Consider the following 14,384-nt stretch of genomic DNA (forward strand, 5'->3'; position numbering starts at 1 on the left):
GCTCAGAATGCCGAAACCCCGGTCAGCGCGCGGCCGATGATGAGCTTCTGGATCTGGCTGGTGCCTTCGTAGAGGGTCATCACGCGTGCGTCGCGCAGCAGCTTGCCGGCCGGGTACTCGTCGATGTAGCCGTAACCCCCGAAGACCTGCAGGGCGTTGTTGGCCGAGCGCACGGCGGCCTCGGAGGCGAAGAGCTTCGCCTTGGAGGCGGCGGTGGCGAACTCCCGGCCGCGGTCGACAAGATCGGCGACCCGCCAGGTGAGCAGCCGCGCCGCGTCCACGTCGACGGCGATGTCGCTGATCAGCTCCTGGACCAGCTGGTAGTGGGCGATGGACCTGCCGAACTGCTCGCGCTCGCCCGCGTAGCGCACGGCGGCGTCCAGGGCGGCCTGGGCGATGCCGACGCAACCCGCGGCGACCGACATCCTCCCCTTGGCGAGCGCGGACATCGCCAGCGAGAAGCCCTTGCCCTCGGGGCCGATCAGCGCCGACGCGGGGACCCGTACGTCCTCCAGGACCAGTTCGGCGGTGGCCTGGCCGCGCAGGCCGAGCTTGCCGTGGATGGTGCGGCGGGCGAGGCCCGGCGTGTCAGTGGGGACGAGGAAGGCGGAGATGCCCTTGTGACCGGGCGTGCCGTTGGTGCGGGCGAAGAGCAGCACGACATCGGCCCAGGTGCCGTTGGTGATGAACATCTTCGAGCCGTTGATCACCCAGTCGCCGCCGTCCCGCACGGCCCTGGTGGTGAGGTTGCCCGCGTCGGAGCCGGTGCCCGGTTCGGTCAGCCCGAAGCAGCCGATGGCCTCACCGGCGGTGAGCCGGGGCAGCCAGGCGCGCTTCTGGTCCTCGTCACCCCAGGTGGCGATGGTCTTCGCGACCAGGCCGAGGGAGACGGAGACGATCCCGCGCACCGAGGAGTCGCCGCGGCCGAGCTCCTCGGTGACCAGGCAGTACGCGAGATGGTCGCCGCCGGAGCCGCCGTACTCCTCGGGAACGGTGAGCCCGAGGAAGCCCAGCGCGCCGAGCTTCTTCACGATCGACTTGTCGACGTTCTCGGCGCGGTCCCACGCCACGGCATGGGGGGTGACCTCGCGGGCGACGAAGTCCTCGGCGAGCTGCCGTACGGCGGCCTGCTCCTCGCTCAGCTCCAGGTTCATCGGCCGACACCTCACTCCGGGATCGCTCCGGAGTCACTCCCGGACCACTGCCGGGACCACTCCGGGTTCGTTTTAATTAGCACTGCTAGTTTCTGCTGCGCAGGCCCTACTATGTGCGCCATGGCCCGACCGCGCAAGCCCCTCCTCAGCAGAGACCGCATCGTCCTGGCGGCAGCCGCGCTCGTGGACTCCGAGGGCCTCGACGCCGTCTCGACGCGGCGGCTCGCCGCCGAACTGGGCGTGAGCGGGCCCTCCCTGTACAACCACTTCCGCACGAAGGACGAGATCCTCGAGGCGGTCGCCGACGCCGTCAGCGCGCAGGTCGATCTGTCGATGTTCGAGGAGGACGACGGCCGGGACTGGCGCACCGCGCTGCACGACTGGGCCGTCTCCTACCGGGCCGCCCTCACCGACCACCCCAACATCGTTCCCGTCCTCGCCCGGGGCCCCGGGCGCAGGCCGGCCGGCCTGCGGGTGGCGGACGCGGTGTTCGGCGCGATGGTCCGCGCGGGATGGCCGGCCGCCCAGGCCACCTACATCGGCGCGCTGATGCGGTACTTCATCACCGGCTCGGCCCTCGGCTCCTTCGCCGAGGGCTTCGTGGACGACGAATCGGCCTACGATCCGGCCGACTATCCGCACCTCGGGCAGGCGCACCTGCTCGCCGACCGCCGCCAGAAGGTCGACGAAGGAGCCTTCGAGACGGGGCTGCGGGCGTTGATCGACGGGCTGGCCGTGCAGTACGAGACGGCCGCGCGCCCCCGGTAGCACGCTTCGGCCAGGGCCGAACTGTCCGTGCGCCATCCTGGAGGGCATGGCATCCAGAGATCTCGCCGCCCTCGCGGCCCTCTTCGCGGATGAGACCCGCGCCGCCTTCTGCCTCGCGCTTCTGGACGGACGGGCCTGGACGGCCGGGGAGCTGGCGCGGCACGCGCGGGTCGCGCCCTCGACGGCCAGCGAACACCTCGGCAAGCTCGTCGCCGGAGGCCTGCTCGCCGAGGAGCGGCAGGGCCGGCACCGGTACGTGCGGCTGGCCGACGAACGCGTCGCGCACCTCGTGGAGGATCTCGCCGCCCAGGCCGGGCCCGCCCGGCAGGACCCACCGCGGTCGCTGCGGGCCGCGAGCGCCGGCAGCGCGATGGCCCGCGGGCGCACCTGTTACGACCACTTGGCGGGGCGGCTCGGCATCGCGATCACCGAGGCGCTCACCACGCGCGGGCTGCTGCGGCAGGACACCGGCTTCGCGTTGAGCGACCGGGGCGTGGGGTGGTTCGCGGGCCTCGGCATCACGCTGGAGACGAAGGGGCGGCGGCCGGTCGCCCGGGGGTGCCTCGACTGGACCGAGCGCAAGCCGCATCTGGCGGGGGTCGCCGGGGCGGCGCTGTGCCGGCACGTGCTGGACGCCGGGTGGTGCGTACGAATCGGCTCCGAGCGGGCCGTGAAGGTGACGGCGGACGGCGAGCGGGCCCTCGGGGACCTGCTGGGCATCGAGCCCGCGATATTGCGGTGAGCGCCGAAGCGTCCGGAACGTACGGTCGGGCCATGACGAACCCCTCCCCCTCCGGCCGCCGTTCGCGGCGGCTCGCGCTCGCCGCCGCCGGTGCCACCGTCGTCCTGTGGGCCTCGGCCTTCGTGTCGATCCGCAGCGCCGGCGCGGCCTACTCCCCCGGGGCACTCGCCCTCGGACGGCTGCTGGCGGGTGCGCTCGTCCTCGGAGCCGTTCTGCTGGTCCGCCGCGAAGGGCTGCCGCCTCGCGCCGCATGGCGCGGGATCGCCGTGTCGGGCGTGCTGTGGTTCGGCGTCTACATGGTCGTCCTCAACTGGGGCGAGCAGGAGGTCGACGCGGGGACGGCGGCGATGGTCGTGAACGTCGGGCCCATCCTGATCGCGCTGCTCGGGTCCCGGCTGCTCGGGGAGACCCTGCCGTCCCGGCTGGTCGCCGGAATGGCCGTCTCGTTCGCCGGCGCGGTCGCGGTGGGGCTGTCCATGTCGGGCGAGGGCCACGCCTCGGTGCTCGGTGTGCTGCTCTGCCTGCTCGCGGCCGTCGCCTACGCGGGAGGGGTGGTCGGGCAGAAGCCGGCGCTGGCCCGTGCGAGCGCGCTGCAGGTGACGACGTTCGGATGCCTGGTGGGTGCGGTGGTGTGCCTGCCGTTCGCCGGGCAGCTGGCCGACCAGGCGGCCCGCGCGCCGATGTCGGCGACGCTCAACATGGTCTATCTGGGCGTGTTCCCGACGGCGCTGGCGTTCACGACCTGGGCCTACGCCCTGGCCCGGACGACCGCCGGCCGGATGGGCGCGACGACCTACGCGGTGCCCGCCCTGGTGGTGCTGATGTCCTGGGTCGTGCTGGACGAACTGCCGGGGCTCCTCACGCTCGGTGGCGGCGCGCTCTGCCTGGCGGGTGTGGCGGTCTCCCGCTCCCGGACGCGGACCGTGCCCGCGACCGGGAGCGGGGAGCCGGTCAGCTCCGGGCGGCAGCCCGGGAAGCCAGGATTTTGATCGAGATCAGCGCGATCACCCCGAGGCCGATGATGTAGCCGGAGACGGCCATCGAAGTGCCGGTCGCCTCCAGGAGCAGCACCATCACGAAGGGCGCCAGGCCGCCGCCGAACACGGCGGCGATCTGGTAGCCGAGGGACGCCCCCGTGTAGCGCATCTCGGCGGTGAACAGTTCGGCGAACAGCGCCGCCTGCGGGCCGTACATGATGCTGAGGAAGCAGCTGGTGACGAAGGTGCCGACGGCCAGCCACAGCAGGGACTTGGTGTCGATCAGCAGGAAGAGCGGGATCGCCCAGAGGACGAGTCCGGCCGCGCCCAGCGCGTAGATCCGCAACCGTCCGATGCGGTCGGAGAGCGCGGCGGACGCGGGTATCAGCAGCAGCTGGGTGAGGCTGACGCACAGGGACACGGTGAGGACCGCGCTGCGCTTCATGTCCAGTTCGCGGGTCGCGTAGTCCAGGACGCCGGTGATGATGATGTAGAAGGTCGCGGTGTTGACGGCGAAGGAGCCGCCCGCCAGGAAGACCGTGCCCAGGTGGTGGCGGAGGATCGTCCGCAGCGGGGAGGTGCGCTCGCCCTTCTCCCGCTCGGCCAGGGCGCGTTCCGCCTCGCGGAACTCGGGCGTCTCCTCGACCCGGGTGTGGATGTACCAGGCGAGGCCGAGGACCAGGAAGCCGACGAAGAACGGCACCCGCCAGCCCCAGGTGGCGAACTCGCTGTCGCCGGTGGTGGCGCCGGCGACCAGGAAGACGGTGTTGGCGGTCACCACACCGATGGGGACGCCGAGTTGGACGAGGCTGCCGTACAGGCCCCGCTTGCCCTCGGGGGCGTACTCGGTGGCCATGAGCATCGCGCCGCCCCACTGGGCGCCGACCGCGAGGCCCTGGACGACGCGGAGCAGTACGAGCAGGACGGGCGCGGCGATGCCGATCGTCTCGTACGTGGGGAGCAGGCCGATTCCGGCGGTGGCGAGGCCCATCAGGGTCAGCGCGAGGACCAGCATCGGCTTGCGGCCGCGCCGGTCGCCGAGGTGACCGGCGATGATCCCGCCGACGGGGCGGGCGAGGAAGCCGACGGCGAAGGTCGCGAAGGCGGCGAGGACTCCCGCCGACGAGCTGCCGGACGGGAAGTAGAGGTCGCCCAGTACGAGGGCGGCGGCGATACCGAAGACGAAGTAGTCGTACCACTCGACGGCGGAGGCGAGGGCGGCCGCGGTGGCCACCCGTCGGCGGTGCCGGTCGGTGGGAGCGGAGGCGGCGAGAGCGGGAGGGGGTGCCGTGTCCATGGGGTGCACACTCCGATGGGTGCCGGGGGGACGAGGGTCTTCGAGGGGGGCGGCTCCGAGATGTGCCGGGAACGTACCGACCAGCCGGTACGTCGGTCAACGGGTTGGGCGGAGGAGTTTTCCGCGAGCCCCTCACGCGGGGCCGCCCGGACGCGGGCAGCACCAACACCCCGGCCGCGCGCGGCGGCCGGGGTGCTGTGGGTGGGCTTCTGCCGGGAAGGACCCGGTCAGGAGGGGCTCGAGGAGCCCTAGAAGATCACCAGGGCCCGGCCCCCCTTGCCGGCGAGCATGTTGTCGAAGGCCCCGGGGATCCCTTCGAGGGTGATCCGCTCGGTGACGAGGGAGCCGAGGTCGAGGCGTCCGGCCCGGATGTGCTCCGCGAGCACGGGCAGGTCCTCGGCCGGGTTGGAGTTGCCGTAGACGCAGCCGGAGAGCGTGCGGCCCCAGTGGAAGATCTCCAGCGCGTTGAAGGAGACCTGCTGGTCCTTGCCGCCGATACCGACGACCGTGGTGCGGCCGCCGCGCCGGGTGGAGTCCCAGGCCGTCCGGATGGTGGCGGCGCGGCCGACGCACTCGACGGCCACGTCGGCGCCCTGGCCGCCGGTGAGCTTGCGGATCTCCTTGGCGGTCGTGTCTGAGGCGACGACGTACTCGGTGGCTCCGGCGGACCGGGCCAGCGCTTCCTTCTCGGGCGACACGTCGACCGCGATGACCGGGCCCGCGCCGGCGATACGGGCGGCCTGGAGCGTGGCGAGCCCCACTCCCCCGACGCCGAAGACGACGACCGACTCGCCGGCGCGGACGCGGGCGGAGTGGTGGATCGCGCCGTAGCCGGTCAGGACAGCGCAGCCGAGCAGGGCCGCGTCCGTGAGCGGGACGCCGTCCGGGACGGGAAGGACGCAGTTGGCCGCGACGACGGTCTCCTCCGCGAACGCGGCGACGTTCAGGCCGGGATGGAGCTCGGTGCCGTCCTCGGTGACGGCGTAGACGTTGCCCGCGCCGGTCAGGGCGTGGGCGCAGAGCCACACTTCGCCTATGGAGCAGTGGTGACAGGAGCCGCAGGAGGGCGCCCAGTTGAGGACGACGCCGTCACCGGGGGCGACATGGGTGACGCCCTCACCGACGGAGACGACGGTGCCGGCACCCTCATGGCCGAGGACGGCGGGCACGGGCACCCGCATGGTGCCGTTGGACAGGGACAGGTCGGAGTGGCAGACCCCGGCGGCGGCCAGGCGGATCCTCACCTGGCCGGGGCCGGGCTCCGGGAGTTCGATGCCGGTGATCTCCAGAGGAGATCCGACGGCGGGCAGGACAGCGGCGCGGACCACGGGCGTTGTTCTCCTGGCTCAGAACTGGAGGGACTTGGTCTGGAGGTACTCGGCAAGGCCGTGCGGGCCGAGCTCGCGGCCGACGCCGGACTGCTTGTAACCGCCGAAGGGGGCGAGCGGGTTGAAGCGGCCGCCGTTGATGTCGACCTGTCCCGCCTCCATCCGGCGGGCGAAGGCGACGGCCTCCTCCGGCTCGCCCCAGACCGCTCCCGCGAGCCCGTAGACGGTCCCGTTGGCGATGGCGAGCGCGTCGTCCTCGTCCTCGTACTTCAGGAACGCGACGACCGGGCCGAAGATCTCCTCCTGGGCGATGGTCATCTGCGGGGTGACGTCCGCGAAGACCGTCGGGGAGACGTAGTAGCCCTTGTCGAGCGGGGGTTCTGCGCCGCCCGCGACGATCCGGGCCCCCTCCTCGACGCCCTTCCTGATGTAGCCGCGCACGCGCTCCAGCTGCTTCGCGTTCACCATCGGGCCGATGCGGTCGCCCGGCGTGTACTTCGCGACGGCTCCGGCCGCGAGGGCGACGGCCTCGTCGTACTGGTCCTTGTGCACGAGCACCCGGGTCAGTGCGCTGCACCGCTGGCCCGCGTTGGACAGGGCGTTGGCCAGCCCGACCTCCACCGCCTTGGCCAGGTCGGCCGACGGCAGGATGACATTGGCGGACTTGCCGCCCAGCTCCAGGGCGACGCGCTTGACGGCCGAGCCCGCGAGCGCGCCGATCCGCTTGCCCACGGCCGTCGAGCCGGTGAAGGAGACCAGGTCCACGCCCTCGTGCTCGGCGAGGGCCTGGCCCGCGACCGGGCCGAGCCCAGTCACGAGGTTGAACACCCCGGAGGGCAGGCCCGCTTCGTGCACGGCCTCCGCGAAGAGCTGTGCGGTCAGCGGCGTGTCCTCGGCGGGCTTGAGGACGACCGTGCAGCCGGCCGCGAGGGCGGGCGCCACCTTGGCCACGACCTGGTGCAGCGGGTAGTTCCAGGGAGTGATCGCGCCGACGACCCCGACCGGCTCCAGCAGAACGGTGGAGTTGCCCAGCTTCTCCTCGAAGGGGTACGTGGCGGCCATGTCCGCGTACGTGCCCGTGACCAGCACCGGAAGCCCGGCGTGCACCTGCTGGGCGAGCTGCTGAGGGGCGCCCAGCTCGGCGGTGACCGTCTCGGCGATCTCCTCCTGGCGCGCGGCCAGGACGTCCCGGAGGGCGGCCAGCCTGGCGGCCCGCTGGGCGGGCGGGGTCGCGGCCCAGGCCGGGAAGGCGGCCCGGGCGGCCGACACGGCGGCGTCGACGTCCTCGGCGGATCCGGCCGGAACATGGGCGATGACCTGCTCGTCCACCGGATTGACCACCGCGATGGTCCCCGTGCCGACGGCGGGACGCCATTCCCCGCCGATGTACATCGCGTCGTGGGCCTTCATCCGCATCTCCTTCATACCGGCCGGTCGTCGTCGCACCCAAACTAGCGCTGATAGTTTTCTGGCGCCAGGGACCCCAAGTGTTGCCTGGCCCTCAGAAGTCCGCCAGCGTCGGCTCGTCGAGCCGCGCCACCGACTCCTGCGCGAAGGTCCGCTCGTAGGAGTCGCGAATGCGCTCGATCATCGGACCGCGCAGCCGCGCCTCGGTGGCGGGATACAGCAGGATCAGCTCGTAAGAGCGTTCCCGCTCGATGGTGCCGTTCGCGTCCCGCCACTGTCCACGGCCGTCCTGCACAGTCAGACCACTGGGAAAACTGGGCGTCACCTCCTTGTCGACGAAGGTCATGAACTGCCGGTCGGTCACGTCGGGACCGCCGTCCGGCCGCTCGGTGCCGAAGAAGAGCCGGGTCTCCACATAGGCCTTGCCGCGCACCTTCGCGTCCGCTGTGGCGGCGGAGGTGGAGGCGGAGGCGGCCGCCTGCTCGTCACCGAGGGTGGCGTACGCGGCAGGGGCGCCGGCCACGAGCAGGACGGCGGCCGTCGCGCCGGCGATCCGGGCGCGGCTCCACGTCGGCTTGGCAAGGGTCGGCAGAGGCATGAGTGAGGCCCTTCGGTGGGAGGGGGTCGGCGCCGATCACTCTGGCAGCCGGTCACCAGGAAGGTGCGCGGAAACACCGGTTCCGGCCGAAACCCGCCGCTATCGCCTCCAACCTCACGCCCGGTCGGCCACCGCCTCACGGAGAGGGGGCGCCGCGACCGGCTCGCGTCGCGCACCGGACGTCCGGTTCCCGCTGTTCACCGGCCGGGCGCCCCGCGCCTGTACGCCCCGCGCGTAGCCCCAGCCCCGCCGCCATCACCAGCAGCGCCGACAGCATCGCGAACGGCGCCGCGGTGCCCGCCGCTCCGGCCAGCAGGCCGGCCGAGGCGGGGGCCGCCACCTGACCCAGGCGGTTGCCGGTGAGGCGCAGGGCGAGGGCCGTCGAGCGGGCGTCCGGCGGGGAGGCCTGGACGACCGTCGTCATGGACAGCGGCTGCCCGACGCCGAGGCAGAAGCCGAGCACCACCAGCATCACGGCGAGCGTCCACACCGGCACCGGAAGCGCGATGGCCGCGCACACCAGGCCGGCGAGCAGGCAGGTGGCCGTGAGCAGCGCCGTACGGCCCAGGAGCCGGATCATCGGAGTCATCACCAGTCGGCAGGCGATGGTGGCCGCGGCGCGCAGGCTCAGCAGCAGTCCGACGGTGGCGGGGGCGATGCCCCGGTGCTCGCCGATCACCGGCAGATAGGCGGTGAGGATGTCGGTGGCGGAGAGCACCGCGAGGCTGATGAGGATCCCGGCCGGCACCCCTCGCGTACGGAGGATGCGGTGGACGGGGACCCTGGACCGGCCCGACGCCCGCGCGCCCGCCGCGGCCCTGTGCTCGATTCCCCGGAGCGCGGCGAACGAGAACGCGCAGACACCCGCCGAGACGATCAGGGCGAGGCCGCTCGTGCGTGCCATGTCACCGCCGATGACGAGTCCCGCGGCCACGGGTCCGATCAGCTGGCCCAGGGACGCGCCTATGGTGAAGTGGCCGAAGTTGCGGTCCTGTTCGGCCGGGACCGACTGGCGGGCGACGATCGACTGCGCGCCGATCACGAAGCAGAGATGGCCGAGGCCCATCACCCCGCTCCAGGCCGCCATCGCCGCCGGCGAGCCCACCGTGCCGCTGAGGACGCACCCGGCCGCGATGAGCAGGACGCCCACGGCCAGGAGCGGGGCGCAGCGGCCGCGGTCCGTCCTGCGTCCCAGCGGAACGGCGGCGAACAGCGGCAGCAGGGCGTACACCCCGGCGATCACGCCGATCGCGCGCTCGTCGGCGCCGAGGGCGAGCGCGCGGTACGAAACGGCCGGACGCGCCATCGACACCGCCCCCTGCGCGAAGCTGAAGGCGATGACGAGGCGCAGTAGCCACGGACGCTCCATATCAGATGATGCCGAAGAGGATTCCCGCTCCCAGGACCACGAGCGAGGTGAGCGCGGCCCACTTCACGGTGAACTTGGTGTGGTCGCCGAACTCGACCTTGGCCATGCCGACGAGCACGTACACGGCGGGAACCAGCGGCGACGACATGTGCAGGGCCTGGCCGACGAGGGAGGCGCGGGCGATCTCCAGCGGGGAGACGCCATGGGCGGCGCCCGCTTCGGCGAGGACGGGCAGGACGCCGAAGTAGAAACCGTCGTTGGACATGAAGTACGTCAGCGGCAGGCTCAGCAGGCCGGTGACCAGGCCCATGTGCGGGCCCATGCCCTCGGGGATCGCGCCGACGAGCCAGTCGGCCATGTGCTTCACCATGCCGGTGCCGGTGAGGACTCCGGTGAAGACGGCGGCGGCGAAGACCATCCCCGCGACGTTGAGGACGTTGTCGGCGTGGGCGGCGACGCGGGCCTTCTGGTCGGCCATCCTCGGGTAGTTGACCGTGAGGGCGAGAGCCGCGCCGAGGAGGAACAGCACCGGGATGGGCAGCAGTTCCAGGATCATCGAGGCCAGCAGGGCGACGGTGAGCGCGGCGTTGAACCAGTACAGCTTGGGGCGCAGCGTGGGGCGATTCGGGTCCAGCCCCTGGAAACCGCCGTCGCCCGAGGGGAACGCGGGGCCGTCGGGCGATCCCGCGGCCGGCTGCGCGCCGTCGGTCTCCCGGAGCGCCTGGCCCGGGGTCCGCGCGCCGTCGGACTGCCGGAGCGTCCCGGGGGTCTGCGCGCCGGCCTTCACCAGGACCGTCTCGGTCTCCGGCTCCAGAACCTCGCCGAGGGTGAGACAACCGATCCGCTTGCGCTCGCGCCGGCCGAGGACATACGCGAGGGCGAAGACGAAGAGCAGTCCGACGCCGAGGGCCGGGATCATCGGGACGAAGATCTCGGAGGCGTCCAGCTTGAGGGCGGTAGCGGCGCGGGCGGTCGGGCCGCCCCACGGCAGGGTGTTCATGACGCCGTTGGCCGTGGCGGCGACTCCGGTCATGACGACCAGACTCATGCCGAGGCGCTTGTACAGCGGGTACATCGCCGAGACGGTGATCATGAAGGTGGTGGAGCCGTCGCCGTCCAGCGAGACGATGGCGGCGAGTACCGCCGTACCGACGACGACACGCATCGGGTCTGCCTTGCAGAAGCGCAGGATGCCCCGGACGATCGGGTCGAAGAGGCCGACGTCGATCATCACACCGAAGTAGACGATGGCGAACATCAGCATCGCGGCGGTCGGCGCCAGATTGCCGACGCCTTCGAGGACGTAGTCGCCCAGCTTCGCGCCTTGTCCGACGAAGACGCAGAAGAGGGCGGGGATGAGCACGAGCGCCGCGATCGGCGACATCTTCTTCATCATGATCAGGACCAGGAAGGTCGCGATCATGGCGAAGCCGAGGATGGTCAGCATGAGGGACACCTAACGTTCACCCTTGAACTCCCACCGGAGAGCTCCCACCGGTGCGGCGGTTCGGATGACGTTAGGTGCCTGACAAACGCGTTAACAAGATGTTGACGTGTGAGCAATACGAGCAAAACCCCAGGTCATCGCGTTGGCGCAACGTCGACGGGGAATCCGTTGAGCACGGCGGTGCCGGACAGCGGGTCGAGCAGCGAGCCGTCCAGGAGCTGGTTCACGTTGACGCCGGGGCGGGCGGCGGCAACCGAGAGACGGGTGCCGGGCCGGTCGTGCCCCCAGCCGTGCGGAAGGCTCACCACTCCGCTCCGTACGGCGTCGGTGATCTCCACCTCGACCTCCAGCTCTCCCCCGTCGGCCTTGATCCGCGCGGGCCGGCCGTCCTCGAGCCCGATCCGGGCGGCGTCGTCGGGGTGGACCTGCAGGGTGCACGTGTTGGAGCCGCCGGTGAGCGCGGGGACGTTGTGCAGCCAGCTGTTGTTGGACCGCAGATGGCGGCGGCCCACGAGGACGAGGGGCGCGGCCGGTCCCTCCAGTGCGCGCCGCAGCCGGGGCAGGTCGGCGGCGATCGGGGCGGGCAGCAGCTCGACCTTTCCACTGCGGGTCTTGAGCACCTGACCGAGACGCGGCTTGAGGGGCCCGAGGTCGATGCCGTGGGGGCTGGCGATCAGATCGTCGAGGGCGAGGTCGTACGGGCCGAGGCGCAGCATCATGTCGAGGCGCCGCTCGGGTCCGCGCCCGGTCAGGGCGGCGGCGAGCTCCTTGGGGTTCTGGCCGTGGACCGGCGAGTGGGGCTCGGCGACGGCCTTGGCGAGGGCCCGGTCGATGACGAGGTCGTCGACCGCCGACGGATCGGCGCCGTGCAGTCCCCCGACGGCGAGGATCAGCCGGGCATGGATCTCGCACTCGTCCATGCGCCCCTCTTCCAGAGGAATGGCGGGCGGGCTGTAGCGGGCCTGGTTGCGTACGGCGAAGGCGTTGAAGGCGAAGTCGAAGTGCGCGGACCGGGAGGGCGGGGGCGGGGGCAGCACGACGTCGGCGTGGCGCGAGGTCTCGTTGAGATAGGGATCGACGCTGACCATGAAGTCGAGGCGCTCGGCCAGCGCCCTGTCGAGCCGGAGGCCGTCGGGGGCGGAGAGCACCGGGTTGGCGGCGATGGCGATGACCGCGCGGATCCGGCCCTCGCCGTCCGTGTCGATCTCCTCGGCGAGGGCCGACATGGGGAGTTCACCCTTGGCCTCGGGGTGGCCGGCGACGCGACTCGTCCAGCGGCCGAGGTCGAATCCCTTGCCGGGGCCCGGCGGGCGGGGCGCCGGGGCGGTGGCGGAGAGCGGGAAGAGAGCGCCGCCGGGACGGTCGAGGTTGCCGGTCAGGACGTTGAGGACATCGACGAGCCAGTTGGCGAGCGTGCCGTACTCGACCGTGCTGCTGCCCATCCGGCCGTACACGGCGGCGGAGGGCGCGGCGGCGAGCTCGCGGGCGATCGAGCGGATGTCGTCGGGGTCCATGTCGCAGGCCGGGGCGACCGCTTCGGGAGTGAAGTCCCGTACGGCCTCACGGACTTCTTCCACGCCCACCACCTGGCTGTCGAGCGCGCCCAGGTCGGTGAGGTCCTCCTCGAAGAGGACCTGGGCGAGCGCGGCGAGCAGCAGGGCGTCGGCGCCTGGCCGGATGGCCACATGCCGGTCGGCGAGCCGGGCGGTCCTGGTGCGGCGCGGATCGACGACGGTGAGGGTGCCGCCGCGCTTGCGGAGCGCCCTGAGCTTGCCGGGGAAGTCGGGGGCGGTGCACAGGCTGCCGTTGGACTCCAACGGGTTGGCGCCGAGCATCAGGAGATGGGCCGTTCGGTCCAGATCCGGTACGGGGATGGCGTAGGCGTCGCCGAACAGCAGCCCGCTGGAGACGTGCTTGGGCATCTGGTCGAGGGTGGACGCGGTGAAGAGGCTGCGGGTGCGCACCATGCTGAGCAGCACGGGCGGGTAGAGGGCACCGGCCATCGTGTGGACGTTGGGGTTGCCGAGGACGACCCCGACGGTGTTCGGACCGTGCTCGGCGACGAGCGCCGGGATCCGGGCGGCGATGAGGTCGAACGCCTCGGCCCAGGTCGCCTCCCGCAGCTCGCCGTCCTTGCGTACGAGGGGGCCGGTGAGCCGGTCCGGGTCGGCGTCGACCTCGGCGAAGGAGGCTCCCTTCGGGCAGATGAAGCCTTCGCTGAAGACGTCGTCCCGGTCGCCGCGAGCGCCGGTGACACGGGTGCCGTCGAGGGTGAGGGTCAGCCCGCAGGTGGCTTCACAGAGCGGGCAGATGCGCAGGGCGTCGGACATGGGGCTCCCCTGGGGCGGCGGCGGTGACGCGCGGGCACCATCGAGCATACCGACCAGTATGGATGGAGGGGAGGGGTGGCGGGGTGCGGACTGCGGGCTCGGAGCAGGGCCGCGGCAGGGGCAGGGCCGGGGCAGGGGGTCATCCGGGGCCAGGGCCGGGGCAGGGAGTCATCCGGGGTCAGGGCTCAGCCGAGGGCGGGAGCGAGATAGGCGTGGAGGAGCCGGCGGGTCTCCGCGATGAGGGCCGGGTCGCCGGACGGATGGGAGCGGAAAGCAAGTTGGAGCAGCGCGTCGGTCGCCTCGACCGCCACCAGCACCTTGCGCCGAAGGATCTCGTCGGCGGTACTGCCCAGGTAGATGGCCAGCAGGCCGCAGAGCCGGTCGACGACCAGATCGTTGGGGTCCTCGTCCCCACTCTCAACCTCGTCCTCGCCCCCGCGCTCGCCCTCGTCCTCGCCCTCGACGGCTCCGGGGGCGGTACGCCCCGGGTCGGTCGGGCTGGTCGGGCTCGGGGCCGGCACGCCGAAGTCGACCAGGGCGAAGCCCGCGACCGTGCGCTTCATGGCGATGTACTCGTCCAGTACGGCGTCGATGGCGCCGTACGAATCCAGCGTGGCGACGGCCGCCAGACGCGCCGCGATGCGCTCGGCGTAACTGTCCAGGTTCCGGTGGGCGAGGGCGGCGGCCATGGCGCGCTTGTTGCCGAAGAAGCGGTAGACCGAGCCGATGGGGACCCCGGCCCGGAGGGCGACGGCGCGGGTGCTCAGCTGCTCGTAGCCCACCTCGTCGAGCAGTTCGGCGCAGGCGTCGAGGATCCGGGCGAGACGCTCGGCGCTGCGCTGCTGGACGGGGGTGCGGCGCAGCGAACGCGGCGCGGGGGCCTGCCGGGGCGCGGCAGGCTTTGGCGCGACAGCGTTTGGCGGGGCGGGGTGGGGCCGGTTGGGCTGGGGCACGGGGTCCATGATGC

12 protein-coding genes are annotated in these 14,384 nt (G+C 72.2%); 3 read left to right on the top strand and 9 right to left on the bottom strand.

Translation table 11 applies throughout. From position 1 onward, the window contains the following. Positions 1-2: 2 nt before the first annotated feature. The gene (locus tag ACZ5VC_RS29390; protein WP_469123013.1) at positions 3-1,154 is read right to left on the bottom strand and encodes an acyl-CoA dehydrogenase family protein; all 1,152 of its coding nucleotides are present in this window, start codon (positions 1,152-1,154) and stop codon (positions 3-5) included. 120 nt (positions 1,155-1,274) lie between these two features. On the opposite strand from ACZ5VC_RS29390, the gene ACZ5VC_RS29395 reads away from it, so the two are divergent. The 3 genes from ACZ5VC_RS29395 to ACZ5VC_RS29405 are packed head-to-tail and all read left to right on the top strand — an operon-like array spanning position 1,275 to position 3,653. Next, positions 1,275-1,922, top strand: a complete 648-nt coding sequence (locus ACZ5VC_RS29395) for a TetR/AcrR family transcriptional regulator (protein ID WP_469123014.1) — start codon at positions 1,275-1,277, stop codon at positions 1,920-1,922. A 46-nt stretch (positions 1,923-1,968) separates the two neighbouring features. Then, complete coding sequence (locus ACZ5VC_RS29400; RefSeq protein WP_469123015.1) at positions 1,969-2,664, top strand: ArsR/SmtB family transcription factor; 696 nt, start codon at positions 1,969-1,971, stop codon at positions 2,662-2,664. A 32-nt stretch (positions 2,665-2,696) separates the two neighbouring features. Next, a complete protein-coding gene (locus ACZ5VC_RS29405; RefSeq protein ID WP_469123016.1) occupies positions 2,697-3,653 on the top strand; it encodes a DMT family transporter in 957 nt (318 codons plus the stop codon). On the opposite strand, the gene ACZ5VC_RS29410 is transcribed toward ACZ5VC_RS29405, so the two are convergent. The 8 genes from ACZ5VC_RS29410 to ACZ5VC_RS29445 all read right to left on the bottom strand — a co-directional run bounded on the left by ACZ5VC_RS29410 (position 3,616) and on the right by ACZ5VC_RS29445 (position 14,379). Next, positions 3,616-4,938 carry an MFS transporter gene (locus ACZ5VC_RS29410; RefSeq protein ID WP_469123017.1) on the bottom strand — a complete coding sequence of 441 codons (1,323 nt, stop codon included), beginning with the start codon at positions 4,936-4,938 and terminating at the stop codon, positions 3,616-3,618. The genes ACZ5VC_RS29405 and ACZ5VC_RS29410 overlap by 38 nt on opposite strands. A 248-nt stretch (positions 4,939-5,186) precedes the next feature. Further along, positions 5,187-6,266, bottom strand: a complete 1,080-nt coding sequence (locus ACZ5VC_RS29415) for a Zn-dependent alcohol dehydrogenase (RefSeq protein WP_469123018.1) — start codon at positions 6,264-6,266, stop codon at positions 5,187-5,189. Positions 6,267-6,284: 18 nt separating this feature from the next. Beyond that, entirely contained in the window at positions 6,285-7,676 is a 1,392-nt protein-coding gene (locus ACZ5VC_RS29420; RefSeq protein WP_469123019.1) for an aldehyde dehydrogenase family protein, read from the bottom strand. A gap of 91 nt (positions 7,677-7,767) precedes the next feature. Next, positions 7,768-8,271 carry a DUF3574 domain-containing protein gene (locus ACZ5VC_RS29425; protein WP_469123020.1) on the bottom strand — a complete coding sequence of 168 codons (504 nt, stop codon included), beginning with the start codon at positions 8,269-8,271 and terminating at the stop codon, positions 7,768-7,770. A gap of 136 nt (positions 8,272-8,407) precedes the next feature. Continuing rightward, entirely contained in the window at positions 8,408-9,640 is a 1,233-nt protein-coding gene (locus ACZ5VC_RS29430) for an MFS transporter (RefSeq protein WP_469123021.1), read from the bottom strand. Position 9,641: 1 nt separating this feature from the next. Further along, positions 9,642-11,087 carry a CitMHS family transporter gene (locus ACZ5VC_RS29435; protein ID WP_469123022.1) on the bottom strand — a complete coding sequence of 482 codons (1,446 nt, stop codon included), beginning with the start codon at positions 11,085-11,087 and terminating at the stop codon, positions 9,642-9,644. A gap of 134 nt (positions 11,088-11,221) precedes the next feature. After that, positions 11,222-13,417, bottom strand: a complete 2,196-nt coding sequence (locus tag ACZ5VC_RS29440) for a molybdopterin oxidoreductase family protein (protein WP_469123023.1) — start codon at positions 13,415-13,417, stop codon at positions 11,222-11,224. Between the two features lie 185 nt (positions 13,418-13,602). Next, positions 13,603-14,379 (bottom strand): TetR/AcrR family transcriptional regulator, encoded by a 777-nt coding sequence (locus ACZ5VC_RS29445; RefSeq protein WP_469123024.1) that lies wholly within the window; start codon positions 14,377-14,379, stop codon positions 13,603-13,605. Between the last annotated feature and the right edge of the window lie 5 nt (positions 14,380-14,384).

The sequence above is a fragment of the Streptomyces sp. NPDC033174 genome, assembly GCF_055577795.1.

Coding starts and splice junctions, on each gene's coding strand:
- ACZ5VC_RS29390 (WP_469123013.1), bottom strand. CDS start 1,154: ATGAACCTGGAGCTGAGCGAGGAGCAGGCCGCCGTACGGCAGCTCGCC.
- ACZ5VC_RS29395 (WP_469123014.1), top strand. CDS start 1,275: ATGGCCCGACCGCGCAAGCCCCTCCTCAGCAGAGACCGCATCGTCCTG.
- ACZ5VC_RS29400 (WP_469123015.1), top strand. CDS start 1,969: ATGGCATCCAGAGATCTCGCCGCCCTCGCGGCCCTCTTCGCGGATGAG.
- ACZ5VC_RS29405 (WP_469123016.1), top strand. CDS start 2,697: ATGACGAACCCCTCCCCCTCCGGCCGCCGTTCGCGGCGGCTCGCGCTC.
- ACZ5VC_RS29410 (WP_469123017.1), bottom strand. CDS start 4,938: ATGGACACGGCACCCCCTCCCGCTCTCGCCGCCTCCGCTCCCACCGAC.
- ACZ5VC_RS29420 (WP_469123019.1), bottom strand. CDS start 7,676: ATGAAGGCCCACGACGCGATGTACATCGGCGGGGAATGGCGTCCCGCC.
- ACZ5VC_RS29425 (WP_469123020.1), bottom strand. CDS start 8,271: ATGCCTCTGCCGACCCTTGCCAAGCCGACGTGGAGCCGCGCCCGGATC.
- ACZ5VC_RS29430 (WP_469123021.1), bottom strand. CDS start 9,640: ATGGAGCGTCCGTGGCTACTGCGCCTCGTCATCGCCTTCAGCTTCGCG.
- ACZ5VC_RS29435 (WP_469123022.1), bottom strand. CDS start 11,087: ATGCTGACCATCCTCGGCTTCGCCATGATCGCGACCTTCCTGGTCCTG.
- ACZ5VC_RS29440 (WP_469123023.1), bottom strand. CDS start 13,417: ATGTCCGACGCCCTGCGCATCTGCCCGCTCTGTGAAGCCACCTGCGGG.
- ACZ5VC_RS29445 (WP_469123024.1), bottom strand. CDS start 14,379: ATGGACCCCGTGCCCCAGCCCAACCGGCCCCACCCCGCCCCGCCAAAC.